Here is a 19,308-nt window from a genome sequence, read left to right on the forward strand (position 1 = left end):
CTGGTGCTCACCGGCGGGATCGGTGAGCACCAGCCGCCGGTGCGAGCCGCGGTCGGTGGAACGGGCTGCGAGCGCGAAAGCCGGTGGGAGCCGGACTTCGCGCTGACGCCAGAATGGGAACATGGTCGACGCGCGCCCGCGGTGGCGGAAGAAGCGGTACGTCGCCGGTGCGCTGGCAGCGCTTCTGGTGACGTTCGCCTTCGCCAACAACACCCGGCTGTTCACCGCCGCCGGGCCGGAGGGGCCGAAGCTGCTGGCGCACCGCGGCATCGCCCAGACGTTCAGCACCGAAGGCGTCGCGAACGACACGTGCACCGCGGAGCGCATCGACCCGCCGGTGCACGGCTACCTGGAGAACACCGTCCCCAGCATGCGGGCGGCGTTCGACGCCGGCGCCGACCTGGTCGAACTCGACGTGCACCCCACCCGCGACGGGCAGTTCGCGGTCTTCCACGACTGGGAGCTCGACTGCCGCACCGACGGCACCGGAACCACCCGCGACTTCACGATGGCCGAGCTGAAGGCGCTCGACATCGGCCACGGCTACACCGCTGACGGCGGCCGCACCTTCCCGTTCCGGGGACGCGGTGTCGGGCTGATGCCCTCGCTGGACGAGGTGCTGGCGGCGTTTCCCCGCGAGCCGCTGCTGATCCACGTCAAGAGCGAAGACGCTGCCGAAGGCGCAGCGCTGGCCGAGCGGCTGTCCCGGCTGGAGGCGTCCCGGCTGGAGAACATCGCCGTCTACGGCGGCGACGCGCCGGTTCAGGTGGTGCGGGAGCGGCTGCCGCAGATCCGCACCATGTCGAAGGACATCGTGGTCGACTGCCTGCTGCAGTACGAGGCGGTCGGGTGGACCGGTGCCGTCCCGGCGGCCTGTGCGAACACCGAACTGCACGTCCCCGAGTCCTACGCGCCGTGGCTGTGGGCGTGGCCGTCGAAGTTCGTGAGCCGCATGGAGTCCGCGGGCAGCCGCGTCGTCCTGGTGGCCGGTTCGGGCGGGTTCTCCGAGGGGTTCGACACGCCGGAGTCGCTGAGGCGGATCCCCGATGGATTCACGGGCTACGTCTGGACCAACCGGATCGCCGAGGTCGCGCCGCTGATCAGCCGCTGACGCGGGAGGCGGAGTTCCAGAGGACGCACTCGTCGCAGTAGCCGCCTCCCGCTCGCCACCACTGGCAGCAGGTCGTCCGGCGGGGCCACGGGTCGCGATCGGGGGCGATGTCGAGGAGGCGTTCGCGGTTCGTCGCGGCGCGCAGTTCGCGGGCGGTGGCGATCGCGTCACCGGGCAGGCCCGCGCGTTGCAGGCGCCAGAGGACGGTGCCCACCGAGCCGACCGGGTTTCCCCAGTACTCGTGGCTTTCCGGTGGTGGGCCGCCCAGGGCGTGCAGTGCTTCGGTCAGCGGTTCGAAGGCCTCGGCCAGGTCCTGCCACCACTGCTGCGCGGTGACCACCTGCGAGGTCGCCGGGCGGAGCGCGGACAGGCGGCCTTCCGCGGTGATCGCGACCCGCAGGTCGCGCAGCGAGGGGACGGGTGCGCCGAGGTGGAACTCCGGGACCGTGGCGCAGGCCGCGAGCCAGCCGAACCGGAACGCCACCAGCACGAGGCCCGCTCGGCGGTGCCGGAAGCCGCCGCGCTCCTGCCACTCCTCGACGCAGCGCGGCAGCCACGGGCCCGCCGGGTCGCAGAACTCCGCCCACGGCGCGGTCGGCAGGGCCGAAACCGGGACCGTGCCCGGCCTGGGCAGCAACCGGTCGCACTCCCGCACGCGTCCGGCCAGCACGGCCGGGGAGCACTCGAGCATGTTCGCGATGCCTCCTCGCTCGTCGGCCGACAGCCTACCGCCGAGCCGAATGGCCACTGTGGACGATTTCCGTTGAGCGGGTGAGGCGCGCTGAGGCGGCCTACGCTGGAGCGGTGCCTTCGGCGGTGAACCTGGTGAAGCGCTTGCTGCTCGGTCGGCCGTTGCGCAGCGACCGGGTGGCGGAGACGCTGCTGCCGAAGCGGCTCGCACTGCCCATCTTCGCCAGCGACGCGCTCTCCTCGGTCACCTACGCCACGCAGGAGGTCCTGCTGGTCCTCTCGATCGGCGGGCTCGCGCTGCTGCACCTGGCGCCGTGGGTGGCGCTGGCCGTGGTGGTGCTGCTCGCGGTCGTGGTCGCCTCCTACCGCCAGGTGGTGCACGCCTATCCCAACGGCGGCGGCTCGTACGAGGTGGTGGTGCGCAACCTCGGCCGCGATCCCAGCCTGGTGGTGGCCGCCGCGCTGATGGTCGACTACGTGATGACGGTGGCGGTGTCGGTCGCGGCCGGGGTGGACAACATCGTGTCCGCGCTGCCGCAGCTCTACCCGCACCGGGTGGGCGTGGCGGTCGCCGTGGTCGTGCTGCTGATGGCGTTGAACCTGCGCGGCGCGCGCGAATCGGGGCGGGCCTTCGCGGTGCCCACCTACCTGTTCGTCGCCGCTCTCGGGCTGACCATCGTGGTCGGCCTGTCCCAGTTCGCCACCGGCCACCCGCCGGTCGCGGAGAGCGCCGGGTGGGCCATCCGGCCCGAGCAGGTGGACATCACCGGTGTCGCTCTCGTGTTCCTGCTGCTGCGGGCGTTCTCCTCCGGCTGCACGGCGCTCACCGGGGTGGAGGCCATCTCCAACGGGGTACCCGCATTCCAGCGGCCGAAGGCGGTCAACGCGGGGCGGACCCTGGTGATCATGGGCGTGCTGGCGATCTTCCTGTTCAGCGGGGTGACGGCGCTGTCGGTGATCGCCCAGGTGCGGGTGGCTGCCGACCCGTGCGACCTGATCGGCTTCCCGACCGACTGCCACAGCACCGGGCAGCGCACCGTCATCGCCCAGCTCGCGGGTGCGGTTTTCGGCCTGGACAGCGCGCTGTTCTTCGTCGTGCAGGCCGGTGCGGCGCTGATCCTGCTGCTGGCCGCCAACACCGCGTTCAACGGCTTCCCGACGCTGGCCTCGCTGCTGGCCCAGCGCCGCTACCTGCCGCGCCAGCTGCACACCCGAGGTGACCGGCTGGCGCACTCCAACGGCATCGTCCTGCTCGGGCTGGTCGCCATCGCGCTGATCGCGGTGTTCGAGGGCTCGGTGACGGCGCTGATCCAGCTCTACATCCTCGGGGTGTTCACCTCGTTCACGCTGAGCCAGATCGGCATGGTGCGGCACTGGAACCACGAGCTGGCCGGGGCCCGCGGTGCGCAGCGCAGGTGCATCCACGGGCACCGGCTGATCAACGCCGTCGGCGCGGTGCTCACCGCGACGGTGCTGGTGGTGGTGCTGGCCACCAAGTTCACCCACGGCGCCTACCTGGTGGTGGTCGCGATACCGCTGCTCTACGGGATCATGCGCGGCATCCACCGGCACTACCGCGAGGTGCGCCGGGAGCTGGAACCGGGGCGCGACGACGTCGCGCTGCCGAGCCGGGTGCACGCGGTGGTGCTGGTGTCCACGCTGCACAAGCCGACGCTGCGCGCGCTGGCGTTCGCCCGCGCGAACCGGCCGGACACGCTGACCGCGCTCACCGCGAACGTCGACGAGGGCGACACCGAGGTGCTGCGCCGGGAGTGGGAGCGGCACGGCATCGAGGTGCCGCTGACGGTGGTGGAGTCGCCATACCGGGAGATCACCCGGCCGGTCATCGACTACATCAAGCGCATCCGCCGCGCCGGGCCCCGCGATCTGGTGTGCGTCTACGTCCCGGAGTACGTGGTCGGGCGCTGGTGGGAGAACCTGCTGCACAACCAGAGCTCGCTGCGCCTGGTCTGGCGGCTGCGCTTCGAGCCGGGCGTGCTGGTGGTCAGCGTCCCGTGGCAGCTGGACTCCAGCCGCCACCAGCGGATCGACCGCGCCGACCACGCCCCCGGCCGAACCCGCCGCGGCATCGGTTAGACCTGGATCATTTCTTCCAGGCTCGTTTTGCATGGCGGTGCAGGTGGCGGAACCTCAGAGGTTCCCTGATCTGCGGGTGCCCAGCCTGATGTATGACCAATACACGGCGGCTGGGCCGTCCTCGCCAGGAAACCTCTGAGAACCCGCGGCGGTGCAAGCTGCCAGGGTGGGTCAAGCGCTGCGCGCTCGCGGCCGTTCATGCCGTCGTCGGTGTCCGCGTCGCGGCTGCGGACCCGACAGGAATCACGTGGCCGGGCACCTGCTGGAGCGTGCTCAGGAGCCGGTAGGAGTCGAGGCGGTCGGCCGGGTCGTGCGCGGTGGTGGTGACCAGGACTTCGTCCGCGCCGGTGCGCGCGGCCAGCCGCTCCAGACCGGTCGCGACCTCGTCCGGGGTGCCGAACAGGTGGCCGCGCAGGGCGCGCTCGAACTGGGCGCGCTGCCGGTCCGACATCGACCTCGCGAGGATCTCCTCCGGCGCCTCCAGCGGCGGGAACTCGCCGTGCGTGCGGGAGTACGCGGTCGCCCACGCCTCGGGGACGAGCAGCCGCCGGGCCCGCTCGGTGGTCTCGGCGACCGCGATCGAGCGGGCGAGCACCACGTACGGCTCAGCGGCCCGCGTCGAGGGGCGGAAGTTCGCGCGGTACTCCTCGATGGTGCGGATCATCCGGTCGTCGCCGTGGGCGGCGGCGATCACCAGCGGCAGCCCGAACTCCGCCGCGGTGGCCGCGCCGGTACCCGTGGCCAACAGGAGCACCGGCAGGTCCAGCCCTTCGGCGGGGACCGCGTGCACGCCGGAGGCCGACCGGCCGTCCAGGTAGCCCAGCAGCTCCGCGAGCTGGTCGCCGAATCCGTCGGCGGCTTCCTTGCCGCGCCCCAGCGCGCGCCGGATGCCGTCGGTGAAGCCGACCGAGCGGCCCAGCCCGACGTCGATGCGGTCCGGGAACAGCGATCCGAGCACGCCGAACTGCTCGGCGACCACGAGCGGCTGGTGGTTGGGCAGCATGACGCCACCGGTGCCGACCCGGATCCGGCTGGTCGCGGCGGCCACGGCGGCGGCGAGCACGGTGGGCGCGGCCCCGGCGACCCCGGGCACGCTGTGGTGCTCGGCGACCCAGAACCGGTGGTAGCCGAGTTCCTCGACCTGCTGGGCGAAGCGGACGGTGTCCCGCAGCGCCTGCTGCGGGCTCAGCCCCAGTCCGACGTGCGAGCGGTCGAGCACGGAAAGTCTCACACCGGGGTCAACGCCGGTGGTGCCGCGAGATTCCCGGTGTGACGGATCAGCCGATGCCCAGCCGGCCGGAGATCTCGCGCAGGCACTCCTCGAAGACGGGGTCCAGGTCGGTGTAGGCGAAGTCCAGCTGGTGCAGGACTTCCATGCACAGCAGGCCGTACAGGCGGACCCAGCAGGACAGGAAGACGTGCGCGGCCTCGGGCGGCAGGACGCCGCCGATGGACTCGGAGTAGTCGGCCAGCTGCCCGCGCAGCGACGGCGCCAGCTCGGCGGGATCGGGCACCGGGAACGGCCGGGTCCGCCACAGCTCGGCGGTCAGGTCCAGCAGGACCTGCTCGAAGCGCTGACCGGCCCGGTGGCGCGGCGAGTCCGGGCGCTGGTCGGCGGGGGCGATCGGGCTGGCGAAGACCCAGCCGAACTCGGCCGGGTGGGCGGTGGCCCAGCCGCGCATCGCCCGGCAGGCCGCCAGCAGCCGGTCGCCGACCGGTGCACCGGCGAGGGCGTCCCGGGCCTGTTCCATGGCGGTGGCCAGCTCGCGGAAGAAGTCCGCGGTCACCGCGCCGACGAGCTCCTCGTGGCTCGCGTAGTAGTGGTACAGCGCCGGACCGCTCATGCCGACCCGCCGGGCGACCGCGTTGATGGTCACCGCTCCCGGTCCGCCTTCCACCAGGAGCGCGCGCGCCGCTGCGTGGATCTCCTCCAGCGCGGCCTGGCGCAGCCGCTCCCGCCTGCTCGTGCCCGCGGCCATCGATGCCCCTCCCTGCGTCCGTTGACATCTTAGACCAACTATGTTTGCTTAATGGCTCTAAGTGAATCTAGAATGGATAAGAACGTGACGAAACGCTGGTGGTGGGTTCTGCTCCCGGTCGTGCTGGTCGCGGCCGCGTGGTGGCGGTCGTCCAGGGCCGCGCACCTCCGCCGCGAGGAGGTGGCCGGACGATGAAGGTGGCAGTCGTGGGCGGCGGCATCGGCGGACTGGCCGCGGCCGTCGCCTTCCACCAGCGCGGTTGGCAGGTCGAGGTCCTCGAACGCGCGCCGGAGTTCACCGAGATCGGCGCCGGGCTGTCGATCCAGCCCAACGGCCTCCGCGCCCTCCAGGAACTCGGCCTCGGCGATCGCGTGCGCTCCGCCGGGCTGGCGGACCCGCTGGCGGGCATCCGCCGCGCGAACGGGAACTGGTTGATCCGCAACGACGTCGACGACCTCAAGCGGCGCTTCGGCCGGTGGGCGACCGTGCACCGCGCGGACCTCATCGACCTGCTGCTCTCGGCCCTTCCGGCACGAGCACTGCGCCCCGGCACCGAGGTGAGCCAGGTGCGGCCCGACGGCACGGTCCGGCACGGCGGCACCACCACCGCCGATCTCGTGGTGGGCGCGGACGGCGTACACAGCGCGACGCGGCGCTCCCTCTGGCCGGACATCCCGGGCCCGCGCTACGTCGGATACACCACCTGGCGCCTCATCGCCCCGGCCCACCCCGTCACCGAGAGCGCGGAAACCTGGGGCAGCGGCGAGCGGTTCGGCTACGTGCCGATGCCCGACGGCCGCGTCTACTGCTACCTGATGGCCAACGCCCCCACCGGCACCCGCATCGGCCTCGACGTGCTGCGCGAGCGCTTCGCCGACTGGCACGACCCGATCCCGGCCCTGCTGAACTCGGCGCACGAGGTGTCGCAGCACGACACCTACGAGCTGCCGCGACTGCGCACGTTCACATCGGGGAAGGTGGCGCTCCTCGGCGACGCCGCGCACGCCATGACCCCGAACCTCGGGCAGGGCGCCTGCCAGGCGCTCGAAGACGCCGTCACGCTCGCCGCCGCGGTCGACGAGCTCGGCGTGCGCGCGGGACTGGCGGAGTACGACCGCACCCGCAGACCGCGCACCCAGCAGATCGCCCGCCGCTCCCGCCAGGTCGCCGCCCCGGCGCACTGGACGTCACCACCGCTGACCGCGCTGCGCAACGCGGCACTGCCCCGCCTCCCCAGCGCGTTCTTCGAACGCTCGATCACACCCGCCTACACCTGGACGCCCTGACGGCTCACGGCGAGTTCGGGATCAGGATCCAGAGCACCACGTAGAGCAGGATCTGCGGGCCGGGCAGCACGCAGGAGACGACGAAGGCCAACCGGACCAGCCCGACGCTCCAGCCGAACCGGTTGGCGATCCCGCTGCACACCCCGGCGATCACGCGCTGGTCGCGCGGCCGTTCCAAACCACTCATGCCCACAGCCTGCGAGCGTGGCGGACATCGCGCACCTCGGGGAGCCGTGGCACGTTGAGCCGGTGAACTTCGAGCAGATCGCCCGCGACCTGTGCACCGCCGACCCGGCCGGGTTCGTCGCCGCCCGCGACCGGGAAGCGGCGGAGGCCAAGCAGCGCGGCGACGACGACCTCGCCGCCGCGCTCAAGAAGCTGCGCAAACCCACCACGGCGGCGTGGGCGGTGAACCTGCTGGCCGCCCGCGAGCCGGCGGCGCTGAGCACCTTGCTGGACCTGGGAGAGCGGCTGCGCTCGGCCCAGCGCGAACTGCGCGGCGACGACATCCGCGGCCTCGCCGGCGAACGCACCGAGATCCTGCGCGACCTCACCGACCGCGCCGCGGCCCTGGCGGGCGAGCACGGCCACCCGCTGACCCCAACCGGCCGCCAGCAGGTCGAGCAAACCCTCACCGCCGCGCTCTCCGATCCCGCCGCAGGCCACGAGGTCCAATCGGCGACACTGACCAAACCCCTGGAATACAGCGGATTCGGCCTCGATGAGCTCGCCGTCGCAGCGATGCGCCGGACCGCGCAGCGCACCGAAAAACCGCGCCGGGCGGCCGAACCACTCGCCGAACTACGCGAAGAGCTGCGTCGCAGCGACGCGCAGCTGGGCGAAGCCGCGGACGCGCTGGAAGCCGCCGAGCGCGCGCAGCGCGAGGCCGAAGACCGGTGCGAGGAGCTGCGCGACGAGATCGACGAGCTGCGCGAGCAGCTCGCGCAGCGGCGCGGCGCGCTGGAGCACGCGGAGGACGAGCAGCGCGAGCTCCGACGCAGTGCGAAAGCCGCCCGGCAGCGCCGGGAACGCGCGCAGCGCGACCGCGACGCGGTAGCGGAGCGGCTGCGGAACGCGGAGGCGCGCTGAGCCATCCGCGGAGCGGATGGCGGGCATGCGCGGAGCGGGCTTTACCGGCGTGTGACGGCCGCTTATGGTCGAGCGCCGGATCCGCGACGGGTACGCGCCGCGGTCGGTTCCACGGCCCTACTGGGACACCGTCGTCCGGGGAGACCGCATGAGGCCACCGCAGGGCATCCGCCGGATGCGCGTCCTGCTCCTCGTCATGCTGCTGCTCATCGGCATCATCAACTACGTCGACCGCAGCACGCTGGCCATCGCCAACCACAGCGTGCAGGACGAGTTCGGCATCGGGCCGACCGAGATGGGGCTGCTGCTGTCGGTGTTCTCCTGGGCCTACGCCTTCGCGCAGCTGCCCGCCGGAGGGCTGCTCGACCGGTTCGGGCCGCGGAAGGTGCTCGGCGGCGGGCTGCTGCTGTGGTCGGTCGCGCAGGCGTTCTGCGGTGTCGCCGCCAACTTCAAGCAGATGCTGTTCGGGCGGCTGTTCCTCGGCGTGGGCGAGGCGCCCGCCTTCCCCGGCGGGGCCAAGGTCGTCGCCGACTGGTTCCCGCGCGAATCCCGCGGGTTGCCGATCGGGCTGTTCAACACCGCCTCCACGCTGGCACCGGCCATCGCACCGCCGCTGCTGACCTGGCTGATGCTCAGCTACGGGTGGCGCACCATGTTCGTGGTGGCCGGCGTCGCCGGCATCGTGCTCGCGCTGATCTGGTTCGCCGTCTACCGGGATCGCGCGCAGCTGTCCGCCGAACCCGGGCCGGCCCCGGAACCGGTGTCGCTGCGCGAATGGCTGGGCCTGCTGCGCCACCGCAGCACCTGGGGAATGATGATCGGCTTCTCCGGCGTCATCTACTCCATCTACCTGTACCTGACGTGGCTGCCCGCCTACCTGTCGAGCGAGCGCGGTCTGAGCGTGGCCGACACCGGCATCGCGCTCGTCGTGCCCTACCTCGCAGGCACCCTCGGCATGCTCTCCGGCGGCGGCGTCGGTGATCTGCTGGTGCGGCGCGGGTTTTCGACGATGATCGCGCGCAAGGTGCCGATCTGCGCCGGGCTGCTGCTCGGCGGGCTGTGCACCATCCCGGTCGCGCTCACCCCGAGCACCGCGCTCGCGCTGGTGTGCATCTCCGCGTCGCAGTTCTTCATGAACAACGCCAGCGCCGGTGCCTGGTCGCTGGCCGCCACCGTCGGCGCCGAGCGGATCACCGCCTCGCTGGGCAGCCTGCAGAACTTCGGCGGCTACTTCGGCGGTGCGTTCGCGCCGCTGATCACCGGCATCATCGTGGACCGCACGGGATCGTTCGTGATCGCGCTGCTGGCGGCCAGCGGGATCGCCATCGCCGCCGCGCTCAGCTACGCGTTCCTGGTCGGCAGACCCGTCGGCCCGGAGCCGGTGAAGTCCACTGTAGAGCAACGGAGGGGTGCAGATGGCCGAGGCTGACCCGACCGATCCGGCGAAGGCCTTCCCGGACGAGCACATCCCGCGCCCGCAGGTGCGCGACCTGCCGGAACCACCTGCCCGGCAGTGGCGGCTGATCGGCCCCGGCATCGTCGCCGCGGGCGTGGGCCTGGCCAGCGGCGAGTTCATCCTGTTCCCCTACATCACCTCGCAGGTCGGCCTGACCTTCGTGTGGGCAGCGCTGCTGGGCCTGCTCACGCAGTACTTCCTGAACATGGAGATCGAGCGCTACACGCTGGCCACCGGGGAGACCGCGGTCACCGGGTTCAGCCGGTTGTGGAAGCACTGGGGCCTGGTGTTCGCGGTGCTGGCCTACTTCGCGAACCTGTGGCCCGCCTGGGCGACCAGCTCGGCGACGCTGTTCACCTACGTCTTCGGCGGCGACGTCGCGGTGGTGTCGGTGGTGATCCTCGTCGTGGTGGCGCTGATCCTCACCCTGGCGCCCGCGGTCTACACGGCGCTGGAACGGGCGCAGATGGTCAAGGTGGCCGCGATCCTGCTGCTCATCGTGATCGGCTCGCTGTTCGTCCTCGGCGCCCGCACCTGGAGCGCGCTGCCCACGATCGTCTCGGAACCGCGGTTCCCGGCCGCTGAGCTGGGTTTCGCCGTGCTGATGGGCGCGCTGGCCTTCGCCGGTGCGGGCGGCGGCCAGAACCTGGTGCAGAGCAACTGGATCCGGGACAAGGGCTTCGGCATGGGCCGCTACGTGCCGAAGATCGTCTCACCGCTGACCGGCGAGACCGAGGCGCGCGGGCAGGCCGGGTTCATCTTCCCGGCCACCGAGGAGAACCTGGGCCGCTGGCGGGTGTGGTGGCGCTTCGCCAACAAGGAGCAGGCGCTGACCTTCGTGGCCATCACGTTCCTGTCCATCGTGTTCATGTCGCTGCTGGCCCACGCGACCGTCTTCGGCTCCGGAGAGGTGTCCAACGACGTGTCGTTCCTGCGCGTCGAGGGCGAGGCGATGATGGCCGCGGCCGGCGGCTGGTTCGGCTACTTCTTCTGGCTGGTGGGCGCGTTCTCGCTGTTCGCAGCGGCGCTGGGCATCGTCGACTACACCAGCAGGCTGGCCGCCGACGTGCTGAAGACGACGTACTTCCCGAAGGCATCGGAGAGCGCGATCTACGCCGCGCTGGTGTGGGGGCTGGTGCTGATCGGCATCGTCGTGATCATCGCCGGGCTCGGCCAGCCGCTGCTGCTGGCGACGATCTCGGCCTGCACGGGCGGGGTGATGATGTTCATCTACTCCGGCCTGCTGATCGCGATCAACCGCAAGATGCTGCCCGCCCCGATCCGCGTCCGCGGCTACCGGCTGGTGGCGCTGGTCTGGTCGATCCTGCTCTTCGGCGTGCTCGCGGTGCTGACGGTGCTCCAGCAGCTGGACAAGGTGTTCGGCTGACCGCGATCATCTGCCCGGTGAACACGAGGTGGTCGCGGTGAAGGCGGCGGAGGCGTACCGCTTCCGGCTGGACTGGTTCGTCAGCTTCACGTCCGTGGTGGAGCACGGTGGTTTCTCCGCCGCGGCCCAGGCCCTGTACCGCTCGCAGTCGAGGATCAGCACCCACGTCGCCGAGCTGGAACGGGCGCTGGGCGTGCGGCTGTTCGACCGCACGTGCACGCCCGTGGAGCTGACCGCCGAAGGCCGCGAGCTGCTGCCCCACGCCCGAGGCATGCTGCAGCACCTGCAAGCGGCCAGCGACGAGGCGGCGCGAGCCGCGCGGCGAGTGCACGGCAAGGTCCGGCTCGGCGCATGTCCCAGCGCGGCAGCGCACCTGTTCCCGTTCCTGTTCGAGCAGTGCGCGAAGCGCTACCCGGGTGTGGAGCTGGTGCTGCGGGAGGGCACGGCGCTGGAGCTGGAGGCGGCGCTGCTGTCCGGCGAGGTCGACCTGGCGGTCCGGCCGCTGCTGCCCGTCCCGTCCAGCGACGCGCTGACCTGCCGGACGCTGTGGCGGGAACCGCTGGTCGCGGTGCTGCCCGCGCGGGAACCCGCGGACGGCCCGCTGCGCCTGGCGGACCTGGCCACCCGCCCGCTGATCGCGGCAGGGGACAACGGCGCCCGCGGCAACGACCACGCCGCTGCGGCGCTGGCCTTCCAACGAGCGGGCCTGACGCCCGAAGTCGTCTTCCGCACCAACCAGTCCCAAACCCTGATCGCCCTGGTGCGCGCGGGAACGGCGGTAGGCGTGACGAACGCCCTGGCAGTCCTGGCGGCCAACACCGAAGGCGTCCGCATCGCCCCGGTCGAGGACGAGCCCAGAGCCCACGAAGTGGCCCTGTGGTGGCGAACCGACCGAACCACCACCAAACCCGCAGAAGCCCTCCGCACCCTCCTGGCCGAAGCCCCGCTCCCGGACCTGAGCCTGACGTAGGACTCCGTGAGGGCCACCGCGCCTTCGGCCGTCACCGCCACGTGACCAACGGAAGCCTCCGGCCGCTGGGGTCGGAGGCTCCGTCGGCCGGGGGTTCGAATGCTCCACGTGCCAGCGCGGAGCGCCCGGTCCGCACGTTCAGGGTAACTCTTCAGCCGGCTTTCCCCAGCCTCCGCCACCTGGTGTTTCGATGCGGATGCGGTCCCCTCGGCGCAGCGGCCAGGTGCCCTTCGACGAGAGCTCGTGCTCGGTTCCGTCGGCCCGGACGAGGACGTTGCGGCCGACCGCGCCGGGACGGCCGCCCCGGGCGCCTCGCGGGGCGTTGGCGCGGCGCTCGGACTGGATGGTCAGGGTGCAGTCGGCGAGGGCTTCCAGTTCGCGCACCAGGCCTTCGCCGCCGGGGTGGTGGCCGTCGCCGCCGGAGGACGGGCGCAGTTCGTAGCGCCAGACCCGCAGCGGGTAGCCGAGTTCCACCGCTTCGGCCGGTGTGTTGCGGGTGTTGGTCATGCCGGTGTGGACGCCGGACATGCCCGGGCGGTCGGGAGTTCCGCCCTCGCCGCCGCCGAGCGTCTCGTAGTAGCTGAACGCCGGATCGCTGCCGCCGATGAGCAGGTTGTTCATGGTTCCCTGGCTCGCCGCCGGGACGCGGTCGGGGATGGCCTGGGCGAACGCGCCGAGCAGGACGTCCACGATGCGCTGGCTGGTCTCGACGTTGCCCGCCGCCGTCGGTGCCGGGAACACCGGGTTGACCACGGTGCCCTCGGGAGCGGTCACGCGCAGCGCGCGGTAGCAGCCCGCGTTGGGCGGCGCGTCGGGATCGGTGAGCATCCGCAGGACGAACATCGACGCCGACAGCGTCACCGCGAACACCGCGTTGCAGTTCACCGGGATCTGGGCGGCGCTGCCGGTGAAATCGATCGACACCTCGTCCCCGGCGACGGTCACCGCCGCGCGGATCGGCACGCCGTCACCGATCTCCAGCTCGTCCTCGCAGCGGTAGCAGCCGTCGGGGATCTCGCGGATCGCCGCGCGCACCCGGCGGTCGGAGTAGTCGCACACCGCCGACATCGCCGCGCGCAGCCGGGCCGAGCCCGCCCGGTGCGCGAGTTCGCGCATCCGCAGCGCGCCGACGTGGTTGGCCGCGAACTGGGCGCGCAGGTCGCCGCGCCGTTCGCCGGGAGTGCGCGAGTTCGCCGCGATCAGGCGGACGACGTCCTCGCGCTCGCCCTCGGCGTCGGCGATGCGGACGGGCGGGATGCGCACGCCCTCCGCCGCGATCTCGGTGGCCGATGCGGGCATCGAACCCGGTGCCGCGCCGCCGACGTCGGCGTGGTGGGCGCGGTTGGCCACGTAGCCCAGCAGCCGGTCGCCGTAGCCGACCGCGGCGACGATCGTCAGGTCAGGCAGGTGGGTGCCGCCCAGGTACGGGTCGTTGACGCACACCTGCGCACCCGGTTCGAGCTGCCCGAAGGTGTCCAGCACCGCGCGCACGCCGGCGGGCATCGCGCCGAGGTGCACCGGGATGTGCTCGGCCTGCGCGACCATCTCGCCGTCGGCGTCGAACACCGCGGCCGAGCAGTCGGCGCGCTCCTTGATGTTGGGGGAGTAGGCGGCGCGGCGCAGGGCCACGCCCATCTCGTCGGCCACCCCGGCCAGCGCGTGCCGGAAGACCTCCAGTTCCACCGCGGAGAGTTCCGTCATGACAACCGCACCACCAGGTTCTCCGCATCGTCCACCACCGCCGCTTCACCGTCGCCGAGCAGCGTCGTGGTGTCCGGCTGCTCGACCAGCGCCGGGCCGGTGATCTCATCGCCCGGCCGCAGCGCGGCCCGCGCGACCACGCGGGCGCGCACCACCTGGTCGCCGATGCCGATCTCGCGGTCGTGCTCGCGCTGCGGGCTGCCCTGCTCCCAGTCGACCGGTGGGGCGGTGAGCACTGGCTCGCCCTGGGCGACGACCCGCACCGTCACCACCTCGACGCGCTCGTCGCGGATCTCGTAGCCGTAGGCCTCGTGGTGCGCGGCGTGCAGCAGTTCGGCGGTGCCGGTTTCGCCGTCGACGTCGACGCGCAGCTCGTGCGACTGTCCCGCGTACCGCATATCGGCCACTTTGGACAGTGAGATATCGGTTGTGACACCTTGCTTCTCGAGTTCGCGCCAGGCTTCCTCGGCGAGCTCCGACCAGGTCTGCGACAGGTCGTCGCCGGCATCGGCCAGCACCGTCCGCGAGGCCTCGAAGCGCGGCGGGGCCAGCAGCAGGCCGAGCGCGCTGAGCACTCCCGGCGCCGGGGGAACCACCACCGCGGGGCAGCCGAGCTCGCGCGCCAGCGCGGTCGCGTGCAGCGGCCCCGCGCCGCCGTAGGCGACCAGTGCCAGCCCGGCCGGATCGACACCTCGTTCGGTGCTGACCTTGCGCAGCGCCCGCGCCATCGTCGCCCGGACCACCGCCAGCACACCCGAGGCCGGTTCCGGCAGCTCGGCCAGCGCGCGGCGCGCCGCCTCGGCGTCCAGGCGCAGCCCGCCGCCGAACTCCCGGGCCGGATCCAGGTGCCCCAGCGCGCAGTGGGCATCGGTCACGGTCGGTTCCCGGCCGCCCGCTCCGTAGCAGGCGGGGCCGGGATCCGCACCGGCCGAACGCGGCCCGACGCGCAGCGCGCCACCCGCGTCGACCCAGGCGATCGAGCCGCCTCCGGCTCCCACGGTGTGGATCCCGACGGCCGGGGTGCGGAAGGGCAGCCCGGCGATCTCCGAGCCGGTCGACACCTCGGGACGCCCGTCGCGGATCAGGCAGACATCGGTGGAGGTGCCGCCCATGTCGAAGGCGATCGCGTCGTCGAACCCGGCCGAGCGCGCCACCGCACCGGCCGCCACCACGCCGGCGGCCGGTCCGGACAGCAGAGTGTGCACCGGGGCGGTCGCGGCGAAATCCACCCCCGCGGTGCCGCCGCCGGAGGTCATCACGGTGATCACCGGCCCGGGCAGGCGGGAGACCAGGCCGGACAGGTACCGGTGCATCACCGGCTCGATCGCCGCGTTGAGCACGCAGGTGGAGGCCCGCTCGAACTCGCGGAACTCCGGCAGCAGCGCGCTGGAGCGGGTGATCGGCACGCCCACCTCGGCCAGCGCCGCGCACAGCCGCCGCTCGTGGTCGTCGCAGGCGTAGGAGAACAGCAGGCTCACCGCGATCGACTCGGGCTCCAGCCGCCGCACGGCGGCGACCACGCGTTCGATTTCGGCATCGGTGAGGGCGATGACGGGCTCGCCGTCCGGGCCCATCCGCTCCTCGACCGCGACCACCAGTTCCCGGGGGACGAGCGGTTCGGGTTTGATGACCGACAGGTCGTAGAGCGCCGGGCGGTTCTGCCGGGCGATCTGCAGCACGTCGCTGAAACCGGCGGTGGTGACGAAGGCGGTGCGCGCGACCTCGCGCTCCAGCACGGCGTTCGTCGCGGTGGTGGAGCCGTGCGGGAGCAGGCGCAGGGTGCCGTCGGGCAGGCTCTCCCGGACACCGCGCCGGACGCCCTCGGCGGGATCGCCCGGGGTGGTGGGCACCTTGACGGCCTTCGGCCTGCGGCCGGGGGCGCGCAGGACCACATCGGTGAACGTGCCTCCGACGTCCACCCCGGCACACGCCTCGACCTCGTCCGACATCACGACACCCGAGGCCATCATCGCGCCACCGCGGCCATCCCGCTGGGCACGAGGCGCCCTTCTTCGCCCTCGGCGGCGCCCGCCTGGGCATCGGTGACGAGAACCCGCTGAGCGCCGTGACCCTTGGCGCGGGACGCCGGTCGTGCGAAGCTCCGGCTGCTGATGAACCGGGAGGAATGCGATGGAGATCCGCCGAGGCGGTTCCGCTGATGTGCCGAGGATCCTGGAGATGCTGGACGAGGCCGTGGAGTGGCTCGTCGCGCACGGCCGGTCGGGCCAGTGGGGCACCGATCCCTGGTCCGCGACGCAGAAGCGCCAGGACCAGATCGCCGGCCTGGTCGACGGCGGCACCACCTGGATCGCCGAGGTGGGCGGCCGCGCGGCGGGTGCCATGGTCGTCTCGCCCGAGCGGCAGCCCTACGTCCCGGCGGTCGACGAGCCGGAGCTCTACATCAACCTCCTGGTCAGCTCCCGGAGGTACGCGGGCAACGGCGTCGGCAGCGGATTGCTCGCGCACGCCCGGCGAGAAGCGGAGCGCCTCGGCGTCGGCCTGCTGCGCGTCGACTGCTACGCCGGGAGCGAAGGCCGCCTGGTCGACTACTACCGCCGCAACGGCTTCACCGCGACCAGCCCGTTCACCGTCGGCGACTGGCCGGGGCAGCTGCTGGTCCAGCGGATCTGAGCGACCGCTCACGGCGCGCGCGGCAGGCCGTCCAGCAGCGCCCGGAGCGTGCGGTCGGGATTGTCCTTGCGGTACAGCAACTTCACGTGGGTGCGCACCGGTGGTGCCAGCTCCACGACGCAGGTGCCCCGCACCGGCGCGTGCTCGGCGTGCCAGCGGTCGGTGAACGCGCAACCGAGCCCGGATCCGACCAAGTGCTCCCAAGCGAGGCGCTCATCGGTCTCGCACACCACGCGCGGGCGGATGCCGAGCGAGGCGAACCACAGGTCGAGCTGCCTGCGCCGGTGACCGCTCGCGGGCACGATCAGCGGCAGCCCGCCGAGGTCGGCGTGGGGGAGCGGTTCGCGCACCGGAATGCCGGTCGGGCACAGCAGCACGATCTCGCGGCGTCCCAGCGATGCGGTGCCCAACCCGTCGAGCACGTGGTCCGGTGCGGGGAGCTCGACGACACCGGCCATCGCCTGCCCGCTGCGCACCATGGCGGCGACTTCGCCGGGACCGTCGCGCCGCGCCAGGGACACCGTCGCCGTCGGGCACCGTTCGGTCAGCACGCGCAGGAGTCGTGGTGCCGTCCCGGCGCCGAGCGTGGGCGTGGCCGCCAGCACGAGCTCGCGATCTCCGCCCAAAGACAGGATGTCGGCGATGTGGTCGGAGATCGATCGCGCGTGGGCGGCGACCGCCAGCCCGGCCGGTGTCGGGCGCAACCGCTGTCCGTCCGAGGTGAGCAGCGACGCGCCGATCTCCCGCTCCAGCGCCCGCACCGCACGCCCGAGCGCGGGCTGGGAGACGTGCAGCGCGCGAGCGGCAGCCGTCATCGTGCCGTGCTCGATGACGGCCACGAGATAGCGCAGCTGCTGCAGGTTCATGTCCAGTGGGCATCGAAGCAAACCGAACCGGACTTGGACAAGTGCTTGGTTGGTCCGATGTCATGGGAACTCCGGTTCACCCGAGGAGAGGCGGCGTCATGAGGCGGAGTTTCCGATGGTGGGCGGCTTCGACGGCCGCGGTCGCGGGCATGCTCGCGACGGCTGCGGCGAGTCCCGCGCAGCAATCGCTGGACATCCTGCTGACCAACGACGACGGGCATGCGGCACCCACGCTCGCGGTCCTGAAGCAGGCGCTGACCGCTGCCGGGCACCGGGTGACCGTCGTCGCCCCGTGCGACGACCAGAGCGGCAGCGGCACCGAGCTGTCCTCGCACTACGCGACCGGGGAGCCGACGCCGGAGAACACGATCACGGCGAAGCGGCTGGCCCCGGACGTCTGGGCGGTGTGCGGATCGCCCGGTGACGCGGTGCTGTTCGGGGTCCAGAACGTCTTCGCCGCCGACCCGCCGGACGTCGTGGTCTCCGGCGTGAACCCGGGGCAGAACTCCGGAGCGGTCGCCAACCACTCCGGCACGGTCGGCGCCACCATCGCCGGCGGGGAGCTGGGCATCCCCGCCGTCGCGGTCAGCGTCGAGATCGATGTCAGCACCGATCCGCCGCAGGTCGGCTCGGCGCCCGCCGCCGCCGAGTACGCGGCCCGCGTCCTCGACCGGCTGCGGAGCACCTCGAACGGTGGGCCGCTGCTGCCGCGGCACATCGCGCTCAACATCAACTACCCGGTCGCCTCCGAGGTCGAGGGCACGCGGGTGACCTCGACCGGTCGGTCGGCGTTCGTCCGGCCGACCTACGAGCGCACCGATCTGTGCCCCGACTGCTACGTCATCCGGCCCGCGTTCGACGCATCACCGGACCCGGTGCGCGACTCCGACAACAACGCGCTGGCGGCCGACTACGTCTCCATCACACCGCTCGACGGTGACTGGACGGCCGACGAGCGGGTTCGATCGTCGATCCGGCAACGCCTCGGAGCGCCGTGAGCGCTCAGCTCGGCTCGGTCGGCAGCGAACCGACCTCGCAGTCCCGGACGCCGATCGTGTCGCGGGTGAAGGACTCGACCTCCTTCTGCGCGCGCTGCGGATCGGTCACCCAGTTCCGGTAGAAGTCGAACGGGCAGTCGGCGATGCCCTTGTCGCCCTCACCGGCCGCGTGCACCGCGGAGTAGCCGCGGTGCAGCAGCTTGAAGAGGTGGTTCTGCGACTGGTCGTGGCGGCGCGCGTCGCGGATCGCCGAGACCGACAGCTGGGCGTACTGGATGCCGTACTCCTCCTCGCCGGTCTCGCCGAGGGTGCGGCCGTCGAAGCCGATGATCGCCGAGTGGCCGAAGTAGGAGTAGACGCCGTCGAATCCAGCGGCGTTGGCCACCGCGACGTAGCAGTTGTTCGCCCACGCCATCGCCTTGGACATCAGGACCTGCTGCTCCTTGGCCGGGTACATGTAGCCCTGGCAGCGCACGATCAGCTCGGCGCCCTTCATCGCGCAGTCCCGCCAGATCTCCGGGTAGTTGCCGTCGTCGCAGATGATCAGAGAGATCTTCATGCCCTTGGGGCCGTCGGCGACGTGCGTGGTGTCGCCCGGGTACCAGCCCTCGATGGGCACCCACGGCAGCACCTTGCGGTACTTCTGCACGATCTCGCCGCGGTCGTTGAGCAGCACCAGCGTGTTGTACGGGGGTTTGGCCGGGTGCTCCTCGTGCCGTTCGCCGGTGATGGAGAAGACGCCCCAGGTCTCGGCCCGGCGGCACGCTTCGGCGAAGATCTCGGTCTCCTCGCCGGGCACGGTGGAGGCGGTCGCGAACATCTCGTCGCGGTCGTACATGATGCCCTGCGTCGAGTACTCCGGGAACACGACGAGGTCCATGCCGGGCAGGCCGGTCTTCATGCCGACCACCATCTCCGCGATCCGCTGCGCGTTGTCGAGAACTTCGGCCTTGGTGTGCAACCGCGGCATCTTGTAGTTGACCACCGCCACGCCGACGGTGTCCGGGCTGGCTGAGATGTCTCCGTGTCGCATCGCTGCCTCCGCGA

17 protein-coding genes are annotated in these 19,308 nt (G+C 72.1%); 9 read left to right on the top strand and 8 right to left on the bottom strand.

The features are described from left to right. The first annotated feature begins 121 nt into the window (after positions 1-121). Positions 122-1,111 carry a glycerophosphodiester phosphodiesterase family protein gene (locus C4T78_RS24185; protein WP_093354934.1) on the top strand — a complete coding sequence of 330 codons (990 nt, stop codon included), beginning with the start codon at positions 122-124 and terminating at the stop codon, positions 1,109-1,111. Here the strand turns inward: C4T78_RS24185 and C4T78_RS24190 are convergent. Further along, positions 1,101-1,802, bottom strand: a complete 702-nt coding sequence (locus C4T78_RS24190; protein ID WP_093354931.1) for a hypothetical protein — start codon at positions 1,800-1,802, stop codon at positions 1,101-1,103. The two genes, C4T78_RS24185 and C4T78_RS24190, sit on opposite strands and share 11 nt — an antisense overlap. A 113-nt stretch (positions 1,803-1,915) precedes the next feature. Here C4T78_RS24190 and C4T78_RS24195 point away from each other — a divergent pair, with 113 nt between their 5' ends. Further along, the gene (locus tag C4T78_RS24195) at positions 1,916-3,898 is read left to right on the top strand and encodes an APC family permease (protein ID WP_093354929.1); all 1,983 of its coding nucleotides are present in this window, start codon (positions 1,916-1,918) and stop codon (positions 3,896-3,898) included. 196 nt (positions 3,899-4,094) lie between these two features. On the opposite strand, the gene C4T78_RS24200 is transcribed toward C4T78_RS24195, so the two are convergent. Both C4T78_RS24200 and C4T78_RS24205 read right to left on the bottom strand, forming a co-directional pair. Beyond that, complete coding sequence (locus C4T78_RS24200) at positions 4,095-5,129, bottom strand: MsnO8 family LLM class oxidoreductase (protein WP_093354926.1); 1,035 nt, start codon at positions 5,127-5,129, stop codon at positions 4,095-4,097. 46 nt (positions 5,130-5,175) lie between these two features. Continuing rightward, positions 5,176-5,877, bottom strand: a complete 702-nt coding sequence (locus tag C4T78_RS24205) for a TetR/AcrR family transcriptional regulator (protein WP_093354924.1) — start codon at positions 5,875-5,877, stop codon at positions 5,176-5,178. Positions 5,878-6,068: 191 nt separating this feature from the next. Between C4T78_RS24205 and C4T78_RS24210 the strand changes: the two genes are divergently transcribed. Beyond that, positions 6,069-7,163, top strand: coding sequence for an FAD-dependent monooxygenase (locus C4T78_RS24210; RefSeq protein ID WP_093354922.1), 1,095 nt, complete (start codon positions 6,069-6,071; stop codon positions 7,161-7,163). 4 nt (positions 7,164-7,167) lie between these two features. On the opposite strand, the gene C4T78_RS24215 is transcribed toward C4T78_RS24210, so the two are convergent. After that, entirely contained in the window at positions 7,168-7,350 is a 183-nt protein-coding gene (locus tag C4T78_RS24215; protein WP_093354920.1) for a PspC domain-containing protein, read from the bottom strand. Positions 7,351-7,367: 17 nt separating this feature from the next. Here C4T78_RS24215 and C4T78_RS24220 point away from each other — a divergent pair, with 17 nt between their 5' ends. From C4T78_RS24220 to C4T78_RS24235, 4 genes are all read left to right on the top strand, one after another. Beyond that, on the top strand, positions 7,368-8,252 hold the full coding sequence (locus C4T78_RS24220; RefSeq protein WP_093354917.1) for a hypothetical protein: 885 nt from the start codon (positions 7,368-7,370) through the stop codon (positions 8,250-8,252). Positions 8,253-8,400: 148 nt separating this feature from the next. Then, the gene (locus C4T78_RS24225) at positions 8,401-9,681 is read left to right on the top strand and encodes an MFS transporter (RefSeq protein ID WP_093355288.1); all 1,281 of its coding nucleotides are present in this window, start codon (positions 8,401-8,403) and stop codon (positions 9,679-9,681) included. Beyond that, positions 9,668-11,095 (top strand): Nramp family divalent metal transporter, encoded by a 1,428-nt coding sequence (locus tag C4T78_RS24230; RefSeq protein ID WP_093354915.1) that lies wholly within the window; start codon positions 9,668-9,670, stop codon positions 11,093-11,095. Before C4T78_RS24225 ends, C4T78_RS24230 begins: the two co-directional genes overlap by 14 nt. 37 nt (positions 11,096-11,132) lie before the next feature. Continuing rightward, entirely contained in the window at positions 11,133-12,065 is a 933-nt protein-coding gene (locus C4T78_RS24235) for a LysR family transcriptional regulator (protein WP_143185923.1), read from the top strand. A gap of 138 nt (positions 12,066-12,203) precedes the next feature. Here C4T78_RS24235 and C4T78_RS24240 read toward each other — a convergent pair whose 3' ends face one another. Together C4T78_RS24240 and C4T78_RS24245 are read right to left on the bottom strand one after the other, a co-directional pair. Next, positions 12,204-13,766, bottom strand: coding sequence for a hydantoinase B/oxoprolinase family protein (locus tag C4T78_RS24240; RefSeq protein WP_093354910.1), 1,563 nt, complete (start codon positions 13,764-13,766; stop codon positions 12,204-12,206). Then, the gene (locus C4T78_RS24245; protein WP_093354907.1) at positions 13,763-15,736 is read right to left on the bottom strand and encodes a hydantoinase/oxoprolinase family protein; all 1,974 of its coding nucleotides are present in this window, start codon (positions 15,734-15,736) and stop codon (positions 13,763-13,765) included. Before C4T78_RS24245 ends, C4T78_RS24240 begins: the two co-directional genes overlap by 4 nt. A gap of 160 nt (positions 15,737-15,896) precedes the next feature. Between C4T78_RS24245 and C4T78_RS24250 the strand changes: the two genes are divergently transcribed. After that, entirely contained in the window at positions 15,897-16,397 is a 501-nt protein-coding gene (locus C4T78_RS24250) for a GNAT family N-acetyltransferase (RefSeq protein ID WP_093354904.1), read from the top strand. An 8-nt stretch (positions 16,398-16,405) separates the two neighbouring features. On the opposite strand, the gene C4T78_RS24255 is transcribed toward C4T78_RS24250, so the two are convergent. Further along, positions 16,406-17,263, bottom strand: coding sequence for a LysR family transcriptional regulator (locus C4T78_RS24255; RefSeq protein WP_093354902.1), 858 nt, complete (start codon positions 17,261-17,263; stop codon positions 16,406-16,408). A 98-nt stretch (positions 17,264-17,361) separates the two neighbouring features. On the opposite strand from C4T78_RS24255, the gene surE reads away from it, so the two are divergent. After that, a complete protein-coding gene (gene surE / locus C4T78_RS24260) occupies positions 17,362-18,261 on the top strand; it encodes a 5'/3'-nucleotidase SurE (protein ID WP_177247665.1) in 900 nt (299 codons plus the stop codon). Between the two features lie 4 nt (positions 18,262-18,265). Here the strand turns inward: surE and C4T78_RS24265 are convergent, their stop codons facing one another. Continuing rightward, a complete protein-coding gene (locus C4T78_RS24265) occupies positions 18,266-19,294 on the bottom strand; it encodes an aliphatic amidase (protein ID WP_093354897.1) in 1,029 nt (342 codons plus the stop codon). Between the last annotated feature and the right edge of the window lie 14 nt (positions 19,295-19,308).

Origin of the sequence: Saccharopolyspora kobensis, assembly GCF_900108315.1 — a bacterium.
Lineage (GTDB): Bacteria > Actinomycetota > Actinomycetes > Mycobacteriales > Pseudonocardiaceae > Saccharopolyspora > Saccharopolyspora kobensis.

Bases quoted from the DNA above. Each gene is read 5' to 3' on its own strand.
- C4T78_RS24240 (WP_093354910.1), bottom strand. From the start codon at position 13,766: ATGACGGAACTCTCCGCGGTGGAACTGGAGGTCTTCCGGCACGCGCTG.
- C4T78_RS24245 (WP_093354907.1), bottom strand. From the start codon at position 15,736: ATGATGGCCTCGGGTGTCGTGATGTCGGACGAGGTCGAGGCGTGTGCC.
- C4T78_RS24185 (WP_093354934.1), top strand. From the start codon at position 122: ATGGTCGACGCGCGCCCGCGGTGGCGGAAGAAGCGGTACGTCGCCGGT.
- C4T78_RS24215 (WP_093354920.1), bottom strand. From the start codon at position 7,350: ATGAGTGGTTTGGAACGGCCGCGCGACCAGCGCGTGATCGCCGGGGTG.
- C4T78_RS24190 (WP_093354931.1), bottom strand. From the start codon at position 1,802: ATGCTCGAGTGCTCCCCGGCCGTGCTGGCCGGACGCGTGCGGGAGTGC.
- C4T78_RS24255 (WP_093354902.1), bottom strand. From the start codon at position 17,263: ATGAACCTGCAGCAGCTGCGCTATCTCGTGGCCGTCATCGAGCACGGC.
- surE (WP_177247665.1), top strand. From the start codon at position 17,362: ATGAGGCGGAGTTTCCGATGGTGGGCGGCTTCGACGGCCGCGGTCGCG.
- C4T78_RS24265 (WP_093354897.1), bottom strand. From the start codon at position 19,294: ATGCGACACGGAGACATCTCAGCCAGCCCGGACACCGTCGGCGTGGCG.
- C4T78_RS24250 (WP_093354904.1), top strand. From the start codon at position 15,897: ATGGAGATCCGCCGAGGCGGTTCCGCTGATGTGCCGAGGATCCTGGAG.
- C4T78_RS24225 (WP_093355288.1), top strand. From the start codon at position 8,401: ATGAGGCCACCGCAGGGCATCCGCCGGATGCGCGTCCTGCTCCTCGTC.
- C4T78_RS24210 (WP_093354922.1), top strand. From the start codon at position 6,069: ATGAAGGTGGCAGTCGTGGGCGGCGGCATCGGCGGACTGGCCGCGGCC.
- C4T78_RS24230 (WP_093354915.1), top strand. From the start codon at position 9,668: ATGGCCGAGGCTGACCCGACCGATCCGGCGAAGGCCTTCCCGGACGAG.
- C4T78_RS24205 (WP_093354924.1), bottom strand. From the start codon at position 5,877: ATGGCCGCGGGCACGAGCAGGCGGGAGCGGCTGCGCCAGGCCGCGCTG.